14 protein-coding genes are annotated in these 17,451 nt (G+C 37.4%); 9 read left to right on the top strand and 5 right to left on the bottom strand.

The genetic code is table 11. The features are described from left to right. The 4 genes from AC2S94_RS02200 (at nucleotide 1) to AC2S94_RS02185 (ending at nucleotide 6,704) form a co-directional block, all read left to right on the top strand. Complete coding sequence (locus AC2S94_RS02200) at nucleotides 1-2,406, top strand: GumC family protein (protein WP_484629880.1); 2,406 nt, start codon at nucleotides 1-3, stop codon at nucleotides 2,404-2,406. Between the two features lie 48 nt (nucleotides 2,407-2,454). Further along, nucleotides 2,455-3,810 (top strand): capsule assembly Wzi family protein, encoded by a 1,356-nt coding sequence (locus AC2S94_RS02195; RefSeq protein WP_484629879.1) that lies wholly within the window; start codon nucleotides 2,455-2,457, stop codon nucleotides 3,808-3,810. Nucleotides 3,811-3,969: 159 nt separating this feature from the next. Next, nucleotides 3,970-6,321, top strand: coding sequence for a PAS domain S-box protein (locus AC2S94_RS02190; RefSeq protein ID WP_484629878.1), 2,352 nt, complete (start codon nucleotides 3,970-3,972; stop codon nucleotides 6,319-6,321). Continuing rightward, a complete protein-coding gene (locus tag AC2S94_RS02185) occupies nucleotides 6,318-6,704 on the top strand; it encodes a response regulator (protein WP_484629877.1) in 387 nt (128 codons plus the stop codon). Before AC2S94_RS02190 ends, AC2S94_RS02185 begins: the two co-directional genes overlap by 4 nt. 55 nt (nucleotides 6,705-6,759) lie before the next feature. Here the strand turns inward: AC2S94_RS02185 and AC2S94_RS02180 are convergent, their stop codons facing one another. From AC2S94_RS02180 to AC2S94_RS02170, 3 genes are all read right to left on the bottom strand, one after another. Next, nucleotides 6,760-7,089 carry a hypothetical protein gene (locus AC2S94_RS02180; RefSeq protein ID WP_484629876.1) on the bottom strand — a complete coding sequence of 110 codons (330 nt, stop codon included), beginning with the start codon at nucleotides 7,087-7,089 and terminating at the stop codon, nucleotides 6,760-6,762. Between the two features lie 137 nt (nucleotides 7,090-7,226). Continuing rightward, nucleotides 7,227-7,844, bottom strand: a complete 618-nt coding sequence (locus AC2S94_RS02175; RefSeq protein ID WP_484629875.1) for a metallophosphatase domain-containing protein — start codon at nucleotides 7,842-7,844, stop codon at nucleotides 7,227-7,229. 85 nt (nucleotides 7,845-7,929) lie between these two features. Further along, nucleotides 7,930-8,145 (bottom strand): hypothetical protein, encoded by a 216-nt coding sequence (locus AC2S94_RS02170; RefSeq protein ID WP_484629874.1) that lies wholly within the window; start codon nucleotides 8,143-8,145, stop codon nucleotides 7,930-7,932. Nucleotides 8,146-8,328: 183 nt separating this feature from the next. On the opposite strand from AC2S94_RS02170, the gene AC2S94_RS02165 reads away from it, so the two are divergent. After that, the gene (locus AC2S94_RS02165; protein ID WP_484629873.1) at nucleotides 8,329-9,858 is read left to right on the top strand and encodes a hypothetical protein; all 1,530 of its coding nucleotides are present in this window, start codon (nucleotides 8,329-8,331) and stop codon (nucleotides 9,856-9,858) included. On the opposite strand, the gene AC2S94_RS02160 is transcribed toward AC2S94_RS02165, so the two are convergent. Next, nucleotides 9,855-10,682 (bottom strand): universal stress protein, encoded by an 828-nt coding sequence (locus AC2S94_RS02160; RefSeq protein WP_484629872.1) that lies wholly within the window; start codon nucleotides 10,680-10,682, stop codon nucleotides 9,855-9,857. The genes AC2S94_RS02165 and AC2S94_RS02160 overlap by 4 nt on opposite strands. Before the next feature lie 157 nt (nucleotides 10,683-10,839). On the opposite strand from AC2S94_RS02160, the gene rimP reads away from it, so the two are divergent. From rimP to infB, 3 genes are read left to right on the top strand one after another with little or no spacing between them, the layout of a single operon-like run. Then, nucleotides 10,840-11,301 carry a ribosome assembly cofactor RimP gene (gene rimP / locus AC2S94_RS02155; protein ID WP_484629871.1) on the top strand — a complete coding sequence of 154 codons (462 nt, stop codon included), beginning with the start codon at nucleotides 10,840-10,842 and terminating at the stop codon, nucleotides 11,299-11,301. Nucleotides 11,302-11,313: 12 nt separating this feature from the next. Beyond that, nucleotides 11,314-12,546: a transcription termination factor NusA gene (nusA, locus tag AC2S94_RS02150; protein ID WP_309560249.1), complete on the top strand. Its 1,233-nt coding sequence runs from the start codon at nucleotides 11,314-11,316 to the stop codon at nucleotides 12,544-12,546. 51 nt (nucleotides 12,547-12,597) lie between these two features. Next, nucleotides 12,598-15,366: a translation initiation factor IF-2 gene (infB, locus tag AC2S94_RS02145; protein WP_484629870.1), complete on the top strand. Its 2,769-nt coding sequence runs from the start codon at nucleotides 12,598-12,600 to the stop codon at nucleotides 15,364-15,366. Between the two features lie 68 nt (nucleotides 15,367-15,434). On the opposite strand, the gene AC2S94_RS02140 is transcribed toward infB, so the two are convergent. After that, nucleotides 15,435-15,824: an SPOR domain-containing protein gene (locus AC2S94_RS02140; protein WP_484629869.1), complete on the bottom strand. Its 390-nt coding sequence runs from the start codon at nucleotides 15,822-15,824 to the stop codon at nucleotides 15,435-15,437. Nucleotides 15,825-16,050: 226 nt separating this feature from the next. Between AC2S94_RS02140 and AC2S94_RS02135 the strand changes: the two genes are divergently transcribed. After that, nucleotides 16,051-17,409, top strand: coding sequence for a c-type cytochrome (locus tag AC2S94_RS02135; protein WP_484629868.1), 1,359 nt, complete (start codon nucleotides 16,051-16,053; stop codon nucleotides 17,407-17,409). Nucleotides 17,410-17,451: the final 42 nt, after the last annotated feature.

Here is a 17,451-nt window from a genome sequence, read left to right as displayed (position 1 = left end):
ATGGCTCAGATAAATTACAATAATCGCCCCAAAGAAGAAGAAATAGATCTGCGAGAGGAACTGGAGAGATATTTGAAGCACTGGCCCTGGTTTGTGTTGGGAGTTCTTATATGTGTTATCCTGGCCTTTAGTTATCTAAAATTAACAACACCTACATTTCATACCATTGCGAGTATAATTATAAAGGACGAGAAGTCTAAATCACCTTCTAGTGAAATGGCTGCATTTGCTGATCTTGGATTACTAGGTGGCATGGGAACAAATTCTATTGAAAATGAGATAGGAATACTCAAATCCAAGAGGATGATGACCGATGTGGTGAAGGCTTTAAATCTTAATGTCACGTATTTAGATGGCAATGCGGTAAAGAGTCCTGAGCTTTATTCTCATTCACCTTATTTTATCGAAGTTCTTAAATTGGATGAAAATCGATTGAAAACTTATGCCAAAAGCGTTGGTAGTCAATTTGATATTCAGAGCAATGAGAATGGAAAAATTTTACTCACTAATATTGAATCAGAGGAAGTTTTTGAAGGTAAAATAGGGCAGCCTATGGAAATTCCTTTTGCTGATATTATCCTGGTTGAAAATGCGGACTTTATTTTAAATGAAGAAGAGGAAATGCCTAACCTTAATGTTAAGTTTTCCACTTTAGAATCTGTAGTTTCAAATTATCGCACAAAACTTCAAATAAATCTTACTGACAAAAATTCCAGTTTAATTGAATTAGGCCTGGATGATTCTGTAAAAGAGAAAGCACAGGATATTCTGGATCAGTTAATTTATGAATATAACAGGGATGCAATTGAAGATAAAAACCTAGTTGCCAGAAATACGGCTGAATTTATTGATGAGAGGTTACAGATAATTAATGGAGAGCTTGACTCAGTAGAAACAGGTAAGGAGGAGTTCAAAGAAGCTAATCGACTTACAGATATAGAGGCTGAATCTGAAATGTTCATTGAGAATGTTAGTGATTACAATAAGCGCGAGCAGGAAATAGGGACTCAGCTTGAATTGGTAAATACAATGATAAGTTATCTAAATTCAGATTCGGGATCTGATCTGTTGCCTGCGAATTTAGGAATTGAAGAAAAGTCGGTAAATTCGAGTATAGAAGAATATAATAATCTTGTATTAGAGAGAAACAGGATATTAAGCGGGTCTACGGAAAAAAACCCGATCGTAAAAAGACTCAACAGCCAGATAGATCAGATAAGAGGTAATGTTCTGGCAAGTTTTGAAAGGTTGAGATCCAACCTTAGAGTTTCACAACAGGAATTAGAGCGCCAGGGTTCAGTAATCAACTCAAAGATCTCTGCAGTTCCGGCAAAAGAAAGACAATATAGAGGAATAGAAAGGCAGCAGAATATTAAGGAATCACTATATCTTTTCTTGCTTCAGAAGAGAGAAGAGAATTCTTTAAGTCTTGCCGTTACAGCACCAAAAGCAAAAATTGTTGACCGTGCATATTCATCTGTCGCTCCTATTTCTCCAAAACCAAAAATTATTCTGCTTGCAGGTTTGATTCTGGGGTTATTGATCCCATTTCTAATTATTTACCTGAAAGGTCTCTTAAGTAATAAAGTAAAGAGCAGGGAAGATATTGAGAAGGTTACTTCAGATATTCCAGTAGTTGGTGAGATCCCAAGTGTTTCCAAGAAAGATGGAGAAATGATCCTGAAAAATGATCGTAGTGTACTTGCAGAATCTTTTCGAATTTTACTTACGAACCTTCAGTATTTAATTGAAAATACTGCAGACAAAAGGCAGGGAAATACCATTTTCGTGACTTCAACGGTAAAGGGAGAAGGTAAAACCTTAGTTTCTTTTAACCTGGCCGCTACCTTGGCTAATACTAATAAAAAAGTTCTATTGGTAGGAGCTGATCTTCGTAATCCGCAATTGCAAAGATTTGAAGCTGATGCACGAGAACATATTGGGGTTAGCGATTATTTAGCTAACGATAATTTGAAACTCCAGGATTTAATTCGACAGACAAATGTTGACAATCCAAACTTGGAATTACTTCCTTCTGGTACGATTCCCCCAAACCCTTCAGAATTATGGAGAAGGGAAAAGACCGGTGAGATGTTTAAGGAACTGGAAGCGATGTATGACTACGTAATAGTTGATACAGCTCCATCTTTATTGGTTACAGATACCTTCCTCATCAATAAATGGGCAGATCTTACTCTTTATGTTGTTCGCGCGGGCTATACCGAAAAGAAATTACTGAATTTTGCAGTTGACTCCAAGAATGACGGGAAACTACATGACGTAAGTTTTGTATTGAATGATGTTAAGTGGGCTAATTTCGGTTATGGGAATAAGTACGGTTATGCCTACGGAGAAGAGAAAAAATCTTTTCTTACCAGGTTAAGAAACAAAGCGGCAATCTGGTAATAATAATTAGTTTTTAAAATACGCCCTGAATTGATCAGGGCTTTTTTTATGCAAATAAAAGTCAAGTTTTTAGTATTGATCCTCATGATCTGGTCACAGCTCAGTTTTGGTCAGTTTGAATTTAGCGGAAGTGCGACCTTAGAAGGTTATTATGCCGAAAATGAAGATTTGCCATTCTGGTTTTATTCCAATCAAAGAGGAAGAAAAGACCAATCTTCTAATTTTAGTACATGGATTAACGCTAAAGCAAACTACGAATTTTCCGAAAATACAAATCTTGAAGTTGGAGGCGGATTTTTTTATTCAGATGGAGATTCTGATAATTTCTCTATAGATGAGCTGTATGCACAGCTTGAAATAGATTGGCTGCGATTAGTTGTGGGAGCAAAGCAAGAAGCAGAAGTTCTCAATGGTTCAAGTGCTTCCAATAAGAATATTATATGGTCGTTAAATTCAAGACCAATACCAGGAATAAAACTTGAAACTTCAAGCCCTATATTTCTATTCGATAGTAAAAAAATTGGCTTTGAGTTTTATTGGAGTGAATCCTATTTAGGCGATAATACAGGGGCAGAAAATGTGCGGCTTCATCACAAAAGAATCCAGCTGCTTTACAAGCCTGATAACTCCTGGACTATTAAAGCAGGTTTAAGACATTTCGTGCAATGGGGAGGTAGTTCAGAGAGGTTTGGCGACCAGCCTGAAGAATTTTCCGATTATCTGAAGGTAGTAACAGGACGTGGAGGCGGAGATAATTCCGTTGAATCTGATCAGGCTAATGCTTTGGGCAATCACCTAGGTTCGTGGGAATTAAGTCTTCATAAAAAATTCAGAAACTATTCAATCTCATTCTTATTTAATAATCTTTTCGAAGATGGTTCAGGGAGTAGGCTGGCTAATTTTCCGGATGGTCGGTATGCTTTGTATTATGAAACTACGGAATCTGATAATCTCATAAATTCAGTTATTTACGAGTTTTTTCATGTTCTAGACAAGAATAAGGTTGGACCACATCTCTATGATAATTATTTTAATAATGGCGTTTATCCTTTTGGCTGGACCTATAAGGGACGGGTTATAGGAGCCCCTTTTTTTACTTACGATCCAGAATTAAATTATATAGTCGGTAACAAATTTTTGGCTCATCATATAGGATTCAGTGGAAGTATATCATATTTACAAAAAACGATACCATATAAGTTCTTAGTGAGTTATGTAAATAAAGAAGGCTTGTACAGAGTACCAGCTGAAAGTCAATTGATAAAGGAAGATAATATTAATTTATACTCTGAATTTAGATTAATAAAAATGCCTGTGACCTTGAATTTGATTCTTGGAGCCGATTTTAATTCTGAAAACAGCCCTAATTTCGGTGCAGGGGTAAGTCTTTCAAAACAATTTTAGTTTTCAATCATATAATTGCAAAACCTGGGTATTTACCCAGGTTTTTTATTTTAGAATCAAGACTTCCTTACTAAAAATCCTATTTTCCAGTTATTTAGGTATATTTGGCGTGCTTAAATGAAAAACTTATCCAAAATTATAGCCTGCTAATATAATTTGATGGTAAAAACGATAGAAAACCCTACTACTTCTAGAGTGAAAAGTAGACCTGTTTTAATAGGTTTTCTAACATTCCTGCTGCTCTTAATGGCGGGTTTTTTTATGCTCTGGCAACGTTATCAGATTCTGCTGGATGATAGGCAGAAGGAAATGGCATCCATTATTGGTGTTGCCGAGCAAAATATTGATCAATCTTTAAAATATAGTTACTCCGCCGCTTTATCCCTGGCGCTCCAAATAGACGAAGATGGTAAAATTGAAAACTTTGATGAGGTGGCTCCTCAGTTAGTGGATAATAATCCCAATATTGATGCTATAGAAATAGTTCCTGACGGAATCATTACCAAGGTATATCCTTACGAAGAGAATAAAGACGCTCTTAATTACAATATCTTACAAGACAGTACGCGTAACGGTGAAGCTTTTATAGCTATAGAGCGCAAAAGAATGTTTTTTGCCGGTCCTCTGGAGCTCAGGCAAGGCGGACTTGCTATAATCGGTAGACTTCCTGTTTTTAAGAAAAACGAATTCTGGGGTTTTGTAGCGGTTCTTATTCATTTTGAAAATCTGGTAAATCAGTCCGGGCTGGAAGATCTTGCCGGAGATCAATACAGATTTCAATTTTCTAAAATAAATCCGGTAACAGGAAAGGAAGAATTCTTTTTGGATGAAACGACAGAGTTAGATAAGTCTTATTCTGAAAATCTGGTCCTTCAGGATGGAGACTGGAAAATCTACATTATTCCTGTAAATCCGTATAAACCATTTTATACGATCATTCCAGTGGCGATCATGATTTTGGTGATTTCCGGAGCTCTGGGATGGATTGTTTATAATAGTCTTAAGCAACCGGCAGAACTTCAGAAATTGGTGAAGGAGCAAGCCGGGGAACTCGCGAAAAGTGAATTACATTTTAGAACCATATTCAATCAGGCAGCTATAGGTATGGCCAGGGTCAATTCCACAAATGGGATGATCCTTGAAGCTAACAAAAAATTTCAGGATTTGCTCGGGTATTCTGAGGAGGAACTTAAGCAGATGGACTACAAGATGATTTCGCATCCCGATGATCTGGTAGAGAACACAGAATTAATGCGGCGTTTAAGCCAGGATGAGATACGCCAGTATAGCCTGGAAAAAAGACTCGAACGGAAAGATGGAAATCTAATTTGGGTAAGAATTAATGTTTCTCCGCTTTGGGAGGTCGGGGAAGAAGTTTCCAGTCATATCGCCTTGGTAGAAGATATTTCTGCAAGAGTTAAAGCGAAACAAAAACTGATAGACAATGAGAATCGTTTTCGTTCTCTGGTAGAAAACTCTAATGAGATCATTCTAATTGTTGATGATCAAAACAAGGTAAAATATTATTCTCCTTCTCTGGCCAAAATTTCAAAGTACGAGCAGATAGATTTTTCAGCTAATGGAGTTTTGTATTATATTCATCCGGATGATCACGACCTTTTGCGGTCTAAGGTAGAACTCGGTTATACAAAACCAAACGTGCCTATTACCGATATTATTTTAAGGGTTAAAGACGCAGAGAATAATTGGTTCTGGGTGAATGCTACTCTTACAAACATGCTGCATGTTCAGAATGTGAATGGTTTCGTAATCAATTTAAGAGATGTAACCGGTAAGAAAGAAGCAGAAATGAACCTCGTGAAGTCTTATGAACTTGTGATGGAACAAAATAAGCGACTGCTTAACTTCGCCTATATCGTTTCTCATAATCTTCGATCCCATTCCAGTAATATGTCGTCCATCCTTGAGCTATACGAATCTGAAGAGTCCCAGGACGAAAAGGATACTTATGTTGGACTTCTGAAAAAGGTTTCTAAGAACCTTGATCAGTCCTTACATGATCTGAATGAAGTGGTCTCCATCAATACAAATATGGATATTAAGGCTGAATCAGTAAATGTTTTAGAATTCATTGATCAGGCGCTGGATATTCTGAGTTTGCAGATAAAGTCAAAACGAGCGAAAATCATCACCAGGGTTCCTGAGGAGATGAATGTGTCCTTCAATTCGGCCTACATGGAAAGCGTTCTTCTGAACTTTCTTACTAATGCCTTACGATATAGTGATCCTGAAAGATCTCCGGTTGTTGAACTTACGGGTTACAGGGATGATAAACAATGGGTGCTAGAAATACGAGATAATGGTATTGGAATTGATCTACAGAAGCATGGCGAGAAGGTTTTTGGATTATATAAAACCTTTTCAGACCGAAAAGATTCTCGAGGTGTTGGATTGTTCATTACCAAGAATCAGATTAATGCCATGGGTGGGACAGTTGATGTGGAAAGTGAACCAGGCGTTGGGACCAGTTTTAAAGTAAGGTTTAAATGATAAAAAGTATCTGTATCATTGACGATGATGAGATCTATCAAATGATCATTAAGAGGCTCATCTCAAAAGCTAAGATATTTGACCAAATATCGTACTTTATGTGTGCTACAGATGCCCTGCAATGTCTGCAAGAACAATCGAAAAATCTACCTTCAGTTATATTACTGGATATTAATATGCCTATAATGGATGGCTGGCAGTTTTTAAGCGAATTGGAAAATACCTATCCATTGCTGTATGAAACAAGTCAGGTGTACATTGTTACCTCGTCCATAGCTTATTCTGATAAAGATAAAATTGAAGAATTTCCTAAGGTGTCCGGATTTTTATCTAAACCACTCAGTGTTGAGAAATTGAAGGAAATAGGTAATGCCATTCCATAAAAAAAGCCCGGTGTAGGGACCAAGGCTTGTATTGATATAGAATTGGGGTAATTTTTTACGCCGCAGTAGTGATATTGTAATGGTTCAGGATATTCTGATAAAAGAAAATGCTTTTTTCATCTTTTTTCAGACATGATCTTAGAAATCTCTCCAAATCCTGACATTCAAATGTAATACTGGTATATTTTCTTTGACCTACTGGTAATTGTAAATCTATAGTTTGATCTTTATAATTAATATTTACATTCTTAGCTTCAAAATACTTCTTGATAATCGCACGGTGCATTGTCTGGAAATTTGAGTTTTCCTGAGTCCTGTTAATTATGCTGTAAGAAATTAGATTTTTGACTTCATCAAGAATCTCCGGGGTAGTAAATCTATTCATAAGTAATCCTTTATTCGACATTTTCTTCTGAGGCTAAATTACTACTAGACAGGGCAAAAGCTGTTAAAAAAAATGTAATACTTCCCTCGTTAATAAATTTTTAACTTGATAGGGATATTCTTAAGATTAAATTTAGATTACACATCCAAAATTAGCGGGGAATGCATGATACGGTGGCGTTCGTCTAAAATCGATAAGTTAAAAAACTTAGTATTTGAACGTTTTGTGCTGCCGGCCGCATGGTGGATATGTCCAAATAAATGTAGTTTTGGCTGAACAACCTTTAAAGTTTGTACCAATTCTTCGCAACCTAATTTTATACCGCTACTAATTTCGTCAAGAATTCCATAAGGAGGAGTATGAGTTATCAAAATATCGGTTTGGGGAGGGATCAATTTCCAAAATTTTCTAATCTCTAATCCGCGCTCTTTATTAAATGCCCAATTTTCCAATCCTGGAGTTACCGGAGAACCCCAAAAATTGGTTCCTTTTATTTCCATCCCGTCGTTAATCAAAAGATTAATATTTGACGGTACTCTTTCTAGATATTCTGATTTTTCGAAATAAAAGTCATGATTTCCCGGAACCAGGATTTTGTACTCATGAGGTTGAGCTGAAAACCATTTTAAAAAATTATCTGTCTCATTTCTGGTTCCACCATCGGTACAATCTCCTGCGTGAATTAGAATATCTCCTTCAGGAATAATTACATCGTGATGAAAATTGTGGGTATCTGAAAGGCAGACAAGCCTCATAAATTTTTATTAGAATGAATGGCAAATTAAATAAAAAAAATCCGTTGAGGTCGTCAACGGATCTGTATTGCATTTATATAGAATTTTATAGATCCTTTTTGTCGGCTTGGATTTCCATCAAAGCTTTATCTGTAGGTAAAATTTTATTGATGGTTTTTAGCATGGCAAAAGCAATAATTGCAGCAGTTACTGCAAAAAATAAGAATTTGATCAGAAGACTTTCAGTAATTACCAAACTGTAAAAACCTAAAAAGATCTCTATGATCACAAACAAAACTTTTATACCAACTTTTAAAAACATTTCCTTTTTTTGATTTGGTTCAAATATACTACGGAATGCCTATATCGCGGAAGTAAAAAATTAAGTTTGACGAAAATTTAACTTTGGTAACATCTGTATTACAATCTTTTAAGTTAAATAATCTTAAACAGGGGTTTCTAAACCGCCTTGAATTGTAAATTGGTTTTGAAAATCAAGACTCAATTGAAGAAAAAGACAAAATTTGCGGTAGGTATTTTAATAGGAATAGGGGTAATTGCCTTAGCCTTATTCCTTACTAATAATTACCTTGAAAGCAGGATCAAAAAAAGTATAGAAGATAATCTTAAGAAAGCAAGTGCTACCTATCAAAAGGTTGATGTGAAGCTTTTAAATCGAAGAGCGGAGGTTACTAATCCTTCATTCCTGGTAAAAGGTAAAAGTCTAAAGGTAGATAAGATTCTTCTTGATGATATTCAACTCTGGGATTATATAACAAATAAGGATATCATCATTGGCGAACTGAGTATTTCAAATCCCGTTGTTAAGGTCTATAATTTTAAAAAGGAGAAAGAAGATTTAACTGCCACTAAAAAAGAGAAATCTACAGAGTTTAAAAATAAACTGGTAATCAAAAATGTTCGAATTAAGGGAGGTAGTTTTCAGATATTCGAAAAAGACAGTTCAGAACATCGACTATATACCAAGATAAGAGATGTGAAAATGCAGCAGGTTCGTGTGAATGCAGAAACTCTAAAAGAATCTGTTCCTTTTAATTATGATCTGATATTGCTAAATGCAGATAGTATTTTTTATGACCTTGATCCGAGACATGTACTCTCCGCTGCCGATTTTGTGATTGATAATAATAAGGTGCATATCAAAAAATTCAGGATATCTCCAAAATATTCTAAAGCTGAGCACCAAAAAACGACTCCGGTTGAGAAAGACAGGTACGAGCTAACAGTCGATTCATTATATATGGACAGTTTTAACTGGTCTATGCAAAATGATTCCTTAAAAGTTCAGAATCATCTCACCCGAATTAGCGGTGCAAATTTTGACATATATAGAGATAAGCTTCAGCCAGATGATAACAGCACTAAGCCACTTTATAGCGCCATGATTAGGAAAATGCCTATTCTGCTTAAATTAGATAGTATCGTGGTGGAAAATTCTTATATAAGATATGAGGAGCGAATTCATGCTGATCGTAAAAGTGGCGTGGTAGATTTTTCTGACCTTAATGCTCAACTAAGCAATATCACCAATATTGATCTGGGTAGAGAAAGCTTCCCTCAGACGGTATTGAAGGCTGATGCTAATTTTATGAAGCAGGCTCCACTTAATGTTACGATGGAATTTGATATTAGTGATAAAAGCGACAGGTTTCATATCACCGGAAATATGGGAAGGCTGGCTGCCGAGCAGATGAACAGGTTTATGAAGCCCGCTATGAATATTGAAGCGAAAGGTGAAATTTTAGATATGTATTTTAATTTCTACGGAAATGACAACCAGGGAAGTGGAGACATGAAGCTGGAATACAAAGATTTTAAGGTAGAAGTTCTGAAAAAGAATGGACAGGAGAAGAATAAAGTGATCTCGGCACTGGCAAATCTTATCGTAAAAAATAAAGCGATCAATAAGAAAGCAAATTATAAAGAGATCAGTTTTACCAGAGATAAAACAAAATCTTTCTGGAATTACCTTTGGAATCTATTAAAGAATGGAGCTTTAAAATCTTTTCTCTAGATCTTGAAAGTCACAACAGGGCGATTTGCATGATTTACCAGGTCTTCACTAATGCTCCCGTTAAAAAAATGGGCAAGGCCTTTGCGACCGTGAGTTCCAATTCCTAAAAGTCCGGCATCAATTTTATTAGCAAAATTCAGGATTCCTTTTTCTACACTTATGTCATTATATATATGTATCTCGTAATGATCCGGTGATGAATCTTTTGCAAAATCATTGATTCTTTTGGTAGCTTCTTCGCTGGTCATAAAGTCATTAGGAGTGTTTACAAATAGAAGATGCAAATTCGCTTCTATTGTTTCTGAAAATTTAATCGCCTTTTTTAAGACATGCTTATGGTCTGCATTGGCATCTGTAGCGAAAACAAAATTCTTTATTTTGAAGTCCTCGATCTCATTTTTTATGACTAGTACAGGAATTTCTGAATGTCGGACAACTTTTTCAGTATTCGATCCTATAAACATTTCCTGGAATCCACTGGCACCATGAGAACCCATAACGATCAGGTCACATTTTTTTTCCTTTCCAATTTCCATAATCCCATCAAAAGCCCTGTGAAATTCTACAGTTTCATGAACTTTAATCCCTTTGAGATAAGGTTCACGCAATATTTTTGAAAAACGCTGGTGAGCTAATTTCAGAAAGAAAATAGCTTCAGGAATATTCTGGCTACTACCATTCACGGGATCTATGAGCTGAAGAGGTAATTCCAGCATGTGTAGTAGAAAGATCTCGCCATCGAATTTTCTGGCTAGTTGTGCAGCGACTTTCAGAGCTATTTCAGCCTGGTCACTAAAGTCTGTAGGAACTAGAATATTTTTCATGATTGAAGGTAATGGCTTAATAATTAAAGCTCTATTAAATTTACAAAGAATATTTCATTTATTTCCACGTTTTTATACTTGGAAAATATTGCTATATTTGCAGCGTTGAAACTAAAAAAGTACAGCGAGGGGACAGAAGTCCCCTCTTTTTATAACCATGCTGAAGGAGAAGGTAGAAAAGTTAGCAGAGAAGGTATTTGAAGAAAATAATTCATTATTTTTAATCAGCCTTGAAGTGAACTCCGCCAATCATATCAAGATAGTATTGGACGGTGATGAAGGTGTTTCGGTAAACGACTGTATCATGGTGAGCCGTGCTATTGAGCATAACCTGGACAGGGAAGAGGAAGATTTTTCTCTTGAAGTTACTTCGGCAGGAGTCTCTGAGCCTCTAAGCATGCCGAGACAATACAAAAAGAATATTGGTCGCAGATTAAAAGTGAAGACGGAAAACGAAAAGTTTGAAGCCGATCTCGTTTCTGCTGATGAAAATGAAATAAAGCTTTCATGGAAAGCAAGAGAGCCTAAGCCGGTTGGTAAAGGGAAAGTAACAGTACAGAAGGAGGCGGTTTTGCCTTATGCTGATATTGTGGAAGCTAAAGTTAAAATAACATTTTAATCACAAATTGATATGGAAAATATCGCGTTGATTGAGTCATTCTCAGAGTTTAAAGATGATAAACTTATAGATCGTGTTACGCTGATGGCGATCTTGGAGGATGTTTTTAGAAATGCTTTAAAGAAAAAGTATGGAGAAGACGATAATTTTGATATTATTGTAAACCCTGATAAAGGGGATCTTGAAATTTGGAGAAACCGTATAGTGGTTGCAGATGGTGAAGTAGAAGATTCTAACAGGGAAATATCTCTTACTCAAGCAAGAAAGATTGAACCAGACTTTGAGGTTGGTGAAGATGTTTCTGAAGAAGTGAAGCTTGCAGATCTTGGTAGAAGAGCAATTCTGGCACTGCGTCAGAATTTGATCTCAAAGATTCATGAGCATGACAATACGAATATTTACAAGCAGTTTAAAGATCTTGAAGGAGAGATTTATACTGCAGAAGTTCACCATATTAGGCACAGAGCAATCATTCTTCTTGATGATGAAGGGAATGAGATCGTGCTTCCTAAAGACCGCCAGATTCCTTCAGATTTCTTCCGAAAAGGAGAGAATGTTAGAGGAATTATTGAGAGTGTCGAATTAAAAGGTAATAAGCCTACAATCATAATGTCCAGAACCGCTCCCGGTTTCCTTGAGAAATTATTCGAACAGGAAATCCCGGAAGTATTCGATGGTTTGATTACTATCAAAAAAGTAGTTCGTGTTCCTGGAGAAAAAGCGAAAGTAGCGGTAGATTCTTATGATGATAGAATCGATCCTGTTGGAGCTTGTGTTGGTATGAAAGGTTCCAGAATTCACAGTATCGTACGTGAATTGGGGAATGAGAATATTGATGTGATTAATTTCACCAATAATGAGCAGTTATTTATCACCCGAGCATTGAGTCCGGCGAAAATAACTTCCATTAAAATGGATGAAGAAGCTAAGACTGCTGAGGTAATGCTGAAGCCGGAAGAAGTTTCTAAAGCTATTGGTAGAGGTGGGCATAATATTAGATTAGCAGGTCAATTGACAGGTTATGAAATTGATGTTTACCGCGAAGGTGTTGAAGAAGATGTTGAGTTAAAAGAGTTTACAGACGAGATTGAAGATTGGGTGATCGCTGAATTTTCAAAAATTGGTCTGGATACTGCAAAGGCTGTATTGGAGCAGGACGTGAATGACCTGGTTCGTCGTACAGACCTTGAAGAAGAAACCATTAAAGATGTAATGGCCGTTCTTCGTTCAGAATTTGAAGAATAATATTTTTTTAATAAAGTTTACATTAAAAGAGGTTAATTTAGAGGGCAATTTATGGCAGAAGCGAAAACAACGCGATTAAATAAAGTTCTACGTGAGTTCAATATCTCGTTAGACAGGGCTGTGGAATATCTTAATTCCAAAGGCTACGAGATAGATGCACGTCCAACTACCAAGATCTCGGGAGAAATCTACGAGGTGCTTTCTGATGAATTCCAAACCGACAAGAGTAAAAAGGTTGCTTCTAAAGAAGTTGGAGAGGAGAGAAAGAAAGAGAAGGAAGAGCTGCGTAAGGAGATCGAAGAGAAGCGTAAGGCTGAAGAGGTGAAGAAGGAGAAAGAGGAAGAGGCTGTTACTTCCAGAGCCAAGCTTGAAGGTCCGAAGACTGTCGGTAAGATCGATCTGGATAAGAAACCAGGTGAGAAAACTAAAGACAAAGAAGCCGAAGCCTCTAAAGAAGATACTAAGGAAACTCCAGCGGAAGAACCTGTCAAAAAAGCTGAAGAGACCAAGCAAGAAGAAAAGCCAGCGGCTAAAGCTGAAGAAAAGCCAAAAGAGGATAAAAAAGCAGAACCTAAGAAGGAAGAAGCTAAACCTCAGGAAGCTAAATCTGAAGAATCCAAGACTTCTGAAAAGTCTGAAGGTTCAGAAGAAAAAACTTCAGACAGGATCGAAACCAAGTATACTAAACTTGATGGTCCAAACTTCACCGGAAAAAAGATCGATTTATCTCAATTCAAAAAGCCTGTTAAGAAGAAGGATGAGAAGAAAGACGATAAAAAAGATGATAAGGACAAGCGTAAAAAGCGCCGTCGTCGCATCAGTAAAGATGTAAAAGGTGGAGGTGGAAACCAGCGTGGTGGAAACAAAGGTGGTAAAAGAAGAAGTAAACCAATAACTAAAGAGGAGCCTACTGAGGAAGAAGTACAAAAGCAAGTGCGTGAAACACTTGAAAAACTTCAGGGGAAATCTTCTAAAGGTAAAGGTGCAAAATATAGAAGACAGAAACGTGACGAGCACAGACAGCGTTCTGAGCAAGATCTTGCTCAACAGGAGTCTGACGAGAAGATCTTAAAAGTAACCGAGTTTGTTACGGTAAGTGAAGTTGCAACCATGATGGATGTATCTGTTACACAGGTTATCTCGGCATGTATGTCTCTTGGAATGATGGTAACGATGAATCAGCGTCTAGATGCTGAAACATTAAGTATCGTTGCTGAAGAATTTGGTTACGAGGTTGAATTTACTACGGCAGATGTTGAAGAAACTGTTGAAGAAGTAGAAGAAAATCCGGAAGATCTTGAAACAAGAGCTCCAATAGTAACGGTGATGGGTCACGTAGACCACGGTAAGACTTCCCTTCTGGATTATATTCGTAAGGAGAATGTTATTGCAGGTGAAAGTGGTGGTATTACTCAGCACATCGGGGCTTACGGAGTGAAACTGGAAGGCGGACAGAAGATTGCTTTCCTTGATACACCAGGTCACGAAGCCTTTACGGCGATGCGTGCACGTGGTGCTCAGGTTACAGATATCGCGATTATTGTGATCGCTGCAGATGATGATGTGATGCCGCAAACGAAAGAGGCGATCTCTCACGCTCAGGCTGCGGGAGTTCCAATTATCTTTGCGATCAATAAATCAGACTTGCCAACGGCAAACCCTGAAAAGATTAAAGAAAAACTTGCTTCCATGGATCTTCTGGTTGAAGATTGGGGAGGTAAAATTCAGTCTCACGATATTTCTGCAAAAACTGGAACCGGTGTGAAAGAATTACTCGAAAAAGTACTTCTGGAAGCTGAAATTCTGGAATTGCAGGCTAATCCTAAGAAACTGGCCAAGGGTACGGTAGTGGAAGCTTTCCTTGATAAGGGTAGAGGTTACGTAGCTACGATCCTGGTTCAGGGAGGTACATTAAAAGTTGGAGATTACGTATTGGCCGGTAGAAATAGCGGTAAGGTTAAAGCAATGCACGATGAACGCGGAAATGAGGTGAAAGAAGCTGGACCTTCTACTCCTGTTTCAATTCTGGGTCTTGATGGAGCACCTCAGGCAGGTGACACCTTCAAGGTAATGGAAGACGAGCGTGAAGCAAAAGACATCGCAGCAAGACGTACACAACTACAGCGTGAGCAGAATGTAAGAACTCAGCGTCACATTACTCTTGATGAGATTGGACGTAGAATTGCGCTTGGTGACTTTAAAGAGCTTAATATTATCCTGAAAGGTGATGTGGATGGTTCTGTGGAAGCTCTTACAGATTCCTTCCAGAAACTTTCTACGGAAGAGATCCAGGTGAATATCATACACAAAGGAGTGGGAGCAATCACAGAAAGTGATGTATTGTTAGCTTCAGCTTCAGATGCGGTTATTATCGGATTTAACGTAAGACCTGCTGGAAATGCTAGAATGGTTGCTGATAAAGAGGAAATCGATATCAGAACTTATTCGATCATCTACGATGCGATCAACGATCTTAAGGATGCGATGGAAGGTATGCTTTCTCCAGAATTGAAGGAAGAGATTACCGGTACAGCAGAGATCAGAGAAACTTTCAAGATCTCGAAGATCGGAACAATTGCAGGTTGTATGGTGACTTCAGGAACTATTTATAGAAGTGCCGGAGTTAGATTGATTAGAGATGGCGTGGTTGTTTACACCGGAGAACTTGCTTCACTGAAACGTTTTAAAGATGATGTGAAAGAAGTTAAGAAAGGTTATGATTGTGGTATGCAGGTTAAGAATTACAATGATATTAGAGAAGGAGATGTAATCGAAGCCTTTAGAGAAGTTGAGGTTAAGAAAACTCTGAAATCTAAATAATATTAGAATCATAAATAAAAAAAGCGACTTAGAAATAAGTCGCTTTTTTTATGAAATATATGGGAATATTATTTTCTCTGTGGCTTCGGAATAAATGCGGAAGGGAAGTTCTCTTTTACTTTTAAAAGGGCTCTGTCTGCTTCCAGGCGGCTTCTGAAATTTCCAACCCAAACTTTATAATTTGGTGCTTCATAAGTGATCTGAGAAGGATAAGAATAGAGCGTTTTATATTTTTGAATCACTTCGCTCGCTTCACCGTTATCACCATAAAAAAGCTGGATCACAAACCGATCACCAATCTTATTATTCTCGTTGAGCTCAGACTTTACCTCCATTAGCTTTTCGATCTTTTCATTTTGTTGAATCTGAACATTACCTTGTTGAGCATTCATTTTTCCGTTGGAAAAGAATAGAAAAACAGCGATAATCAAAAGGAATGCAGAATTTGTTTTTCTCATAATATTTTAGCTTTTTGACAAATGTAAAATTAAATAACTTAAACAGGTTGTAATTTATTATTTAGAACTAATATAAATTACCTATTAACACTTATGTAACATTCCTAAAATCGTCTATAAGTATTACTTTTGTGCCTGAATTTAAAGGTACCTTTTTAGGTTTTTAGCCCTAAAATACTGAGTGTAAAAACCGTACCAAAGTTTAGACGTTAATCGAACTTATAATATGAAAAAGGTGATTTTCCGCCATTCAACTTCGCGACAACTACTATTAAGCGTAGCATTTTTATTGACATTCACCGTATCCGGGTTCTCGCAAGAACAGGAGGCACAAGATACCACTGCTCAGGCTGGAGCGGGTCAGGAGGCTGCTGCTGCAGATGCTGCGGCTTCAAGTTTAGGTGATCCAGCTGCGGGTAAGGAGTTATTTAATTCTTTATGTGCTGCATGTCACAAACCGTATTCAAATTCTATTGGTCCTGCCTTAAATGGTGTGACAGATAGACACGATATGTCTTGGATCCACGAATGGGTAAAGAACTCAGCTGCGTTGATCGCAAGTGGAGATGCTGAAGCAAACGCCATTTATGAAGAGTGGGGGCAAACGGCGATGCCTGCTTTCCCTCAGTTGTCTGATGGTGATATTGACAATATTCTTGCTTATGTAGAGCAACCAAAACCTGAGCCACAAGCTGCTGCGGGTGGAGCGGCTGGCGATGCCGGAGCTTCAGGTGGATCTGGTGGAGTTTCTACAGATGTGATCCTGGGAATTTTAGTATTTGTACTGGCTCTATTATTGCTTGTATTATTCCTGGTTAATAAGACGCTTAGAAATTTCGCAGACGCTTCCGGAATTGTGATTCCTGAGAAGCCGAAAAGAAAACCGATCTATAAAGCATTTGTTGAAAATCAATTCCTAGTGCTGGTTAGTGCTATCGTAGTGCTTTTGGCAGTGGGTTACTTTGCTTACGGATTTTTAATGCAGGTTGGTGTTGATAAAGGTTATCAGCCAATTCAGCCGATACATTATTCTCACAGAATTCACGCAGGTGATAACGAGATTGAATGTAAATATTGTCACTCTTCAGCTAGGACATCAAAACATTCTGGAATTCCTTCTTTAAATGTTTGTATGAACTGTCATAAGGCAATTGCTGAAGTGGCTCCTGAAACTGCTACTGAAGAATATTCAAAAGAATTTTACGATAAGGAAATTCAGAAATTATATGCTGCTGCCGGATGGGATCCTGCTTCCAGAACTTATTCTGGAGAAGAGAAGCCTGTGAAGTGGGTGCGTATTCATAATCTTCCGGATTTCGCATACTTTAACCACTCTCAGCACGTAAGTGTTGCGGGAATCGAATGTCAGAAATGTCACGGTCCTATTGAAGAGATGGAAATCGTATATCAAAATGCTCCTTTAACTATGGGATGGTGTATTAACTGTCACCGTGAAACCAATATCAGGATCGAGGGTAATGAATATTACGAAAAGATCCACGAGGAGTTATCTAAAAAATATGGTGTAGAAGAGCTTACTGCTGCTCAGATGGGCGGATTGGAATGTGGTAAGTGTCACTATTAAAATCCTGAAGTTCAGGTGTAAATTAAGAAGCTAATATCTAGA

The sequence above is a fragment of the Christiangramia pacifica genome, from assembly GCF_057221535.1.
Note: the sequence above shows the minus strand (reverse complement) of the source record. Positions and strands in the feature narration are given on the sequence as shown.

Excerpts from the sequence above, each read along its gene's own strand:
- AC2S94_RS02195 (WP_484629879.1), top strand. The coding sequence starts at position 2,455 with ATGCAAATAAAAGTCAAGTTTTTAGTATTGATCCTCATGATCTGGTCA.
- AC2S94_RS02180 (WP_484629876.1), bottom strand. The coding sequence starts at position 7,089 with ATGAATAGATTTACTACCCCGGAGATTCTTGATGAAGTCAAAAATCTA.
- nusA (WP_309560249.1), top strand. The coding sequence starts at position 11,314 with ATGGAAAATATCGCGTTGATTGAGTCATTCTCAGAGTTTAAAGATGAT.
- AC2S94_RS02175 (WP_484629875.1), bottom strand. The coding sequence starts at position 7,844 with ATGAGGCTTGTCTGCCTTTCAGATACCCACAATTTTCATCACGATGTA.
- rimP (WP_484629871.1), top strand. The coding sequence starts at position 10,840 with ATGCTGAAGGAGAAGGTAGAAAAGTTAGCAGAGAAGGTATTTGAAGAA.
- AC2S94_RS02135 (WP_484629868.1), top strand. The coding sequence starts at position 16,051 with ATGAAAAAGGTGATTTTCCGCCATTCAACTTCGCGACAACTACTATTA.
- AC2S94_RS02185 (WP_484629877.1), top strand. The coding sequence starts at position 6,318 with ATGATAAAAAGTATCTGTATCATTGACGATGATGAGATCTATCAAATG.
- infB (WP_484629870.1), top strand. The coding sequence starts at position 12,598 with ATGGCAGAAGCGAAAACAACGCGATTAAATAAAGTTCTACGTGAGTTC.
- AC2S94_RS02160 (WP_484629872.1), bottom strand. The coding sequence starts at position 10,682 with ATGAAAAATATTCTAGTTCCTACAGACTTTAGTGACCAGGCTGAAATA.
- AC2S94_RS02200 (WP_484629880.1), top strand. The coding sequence starts at position 1 with ATGGCTCAGATAAATTACAATAATCGCCCCAAAGAAGAAGAAATAGAT.
- AC2S94_RS02170 (WP_484629874.1), bottom strand. The coding sequence starts at position 8,145 with ATGTTTTTAAAAGTTGGTATAAAAGTTTTGTTTGTGATCATAGAGATC.
- AC2S94_RS02140 (WP_484629869.1), bottom strand. The coding sequence starts at position 15,824 with ATGAGAAAAACAAATTCTGCATTCCTTTTGATTATCGCTGTTTTTCTA.
- AC2S94_RS02190 (WP_484629878.1), top strand. The coding sequence starts at position 3,970 with ATGGTAAAAACGATAGAAAACCCTACTACTTCTAGAGTGAAAAGTAGA.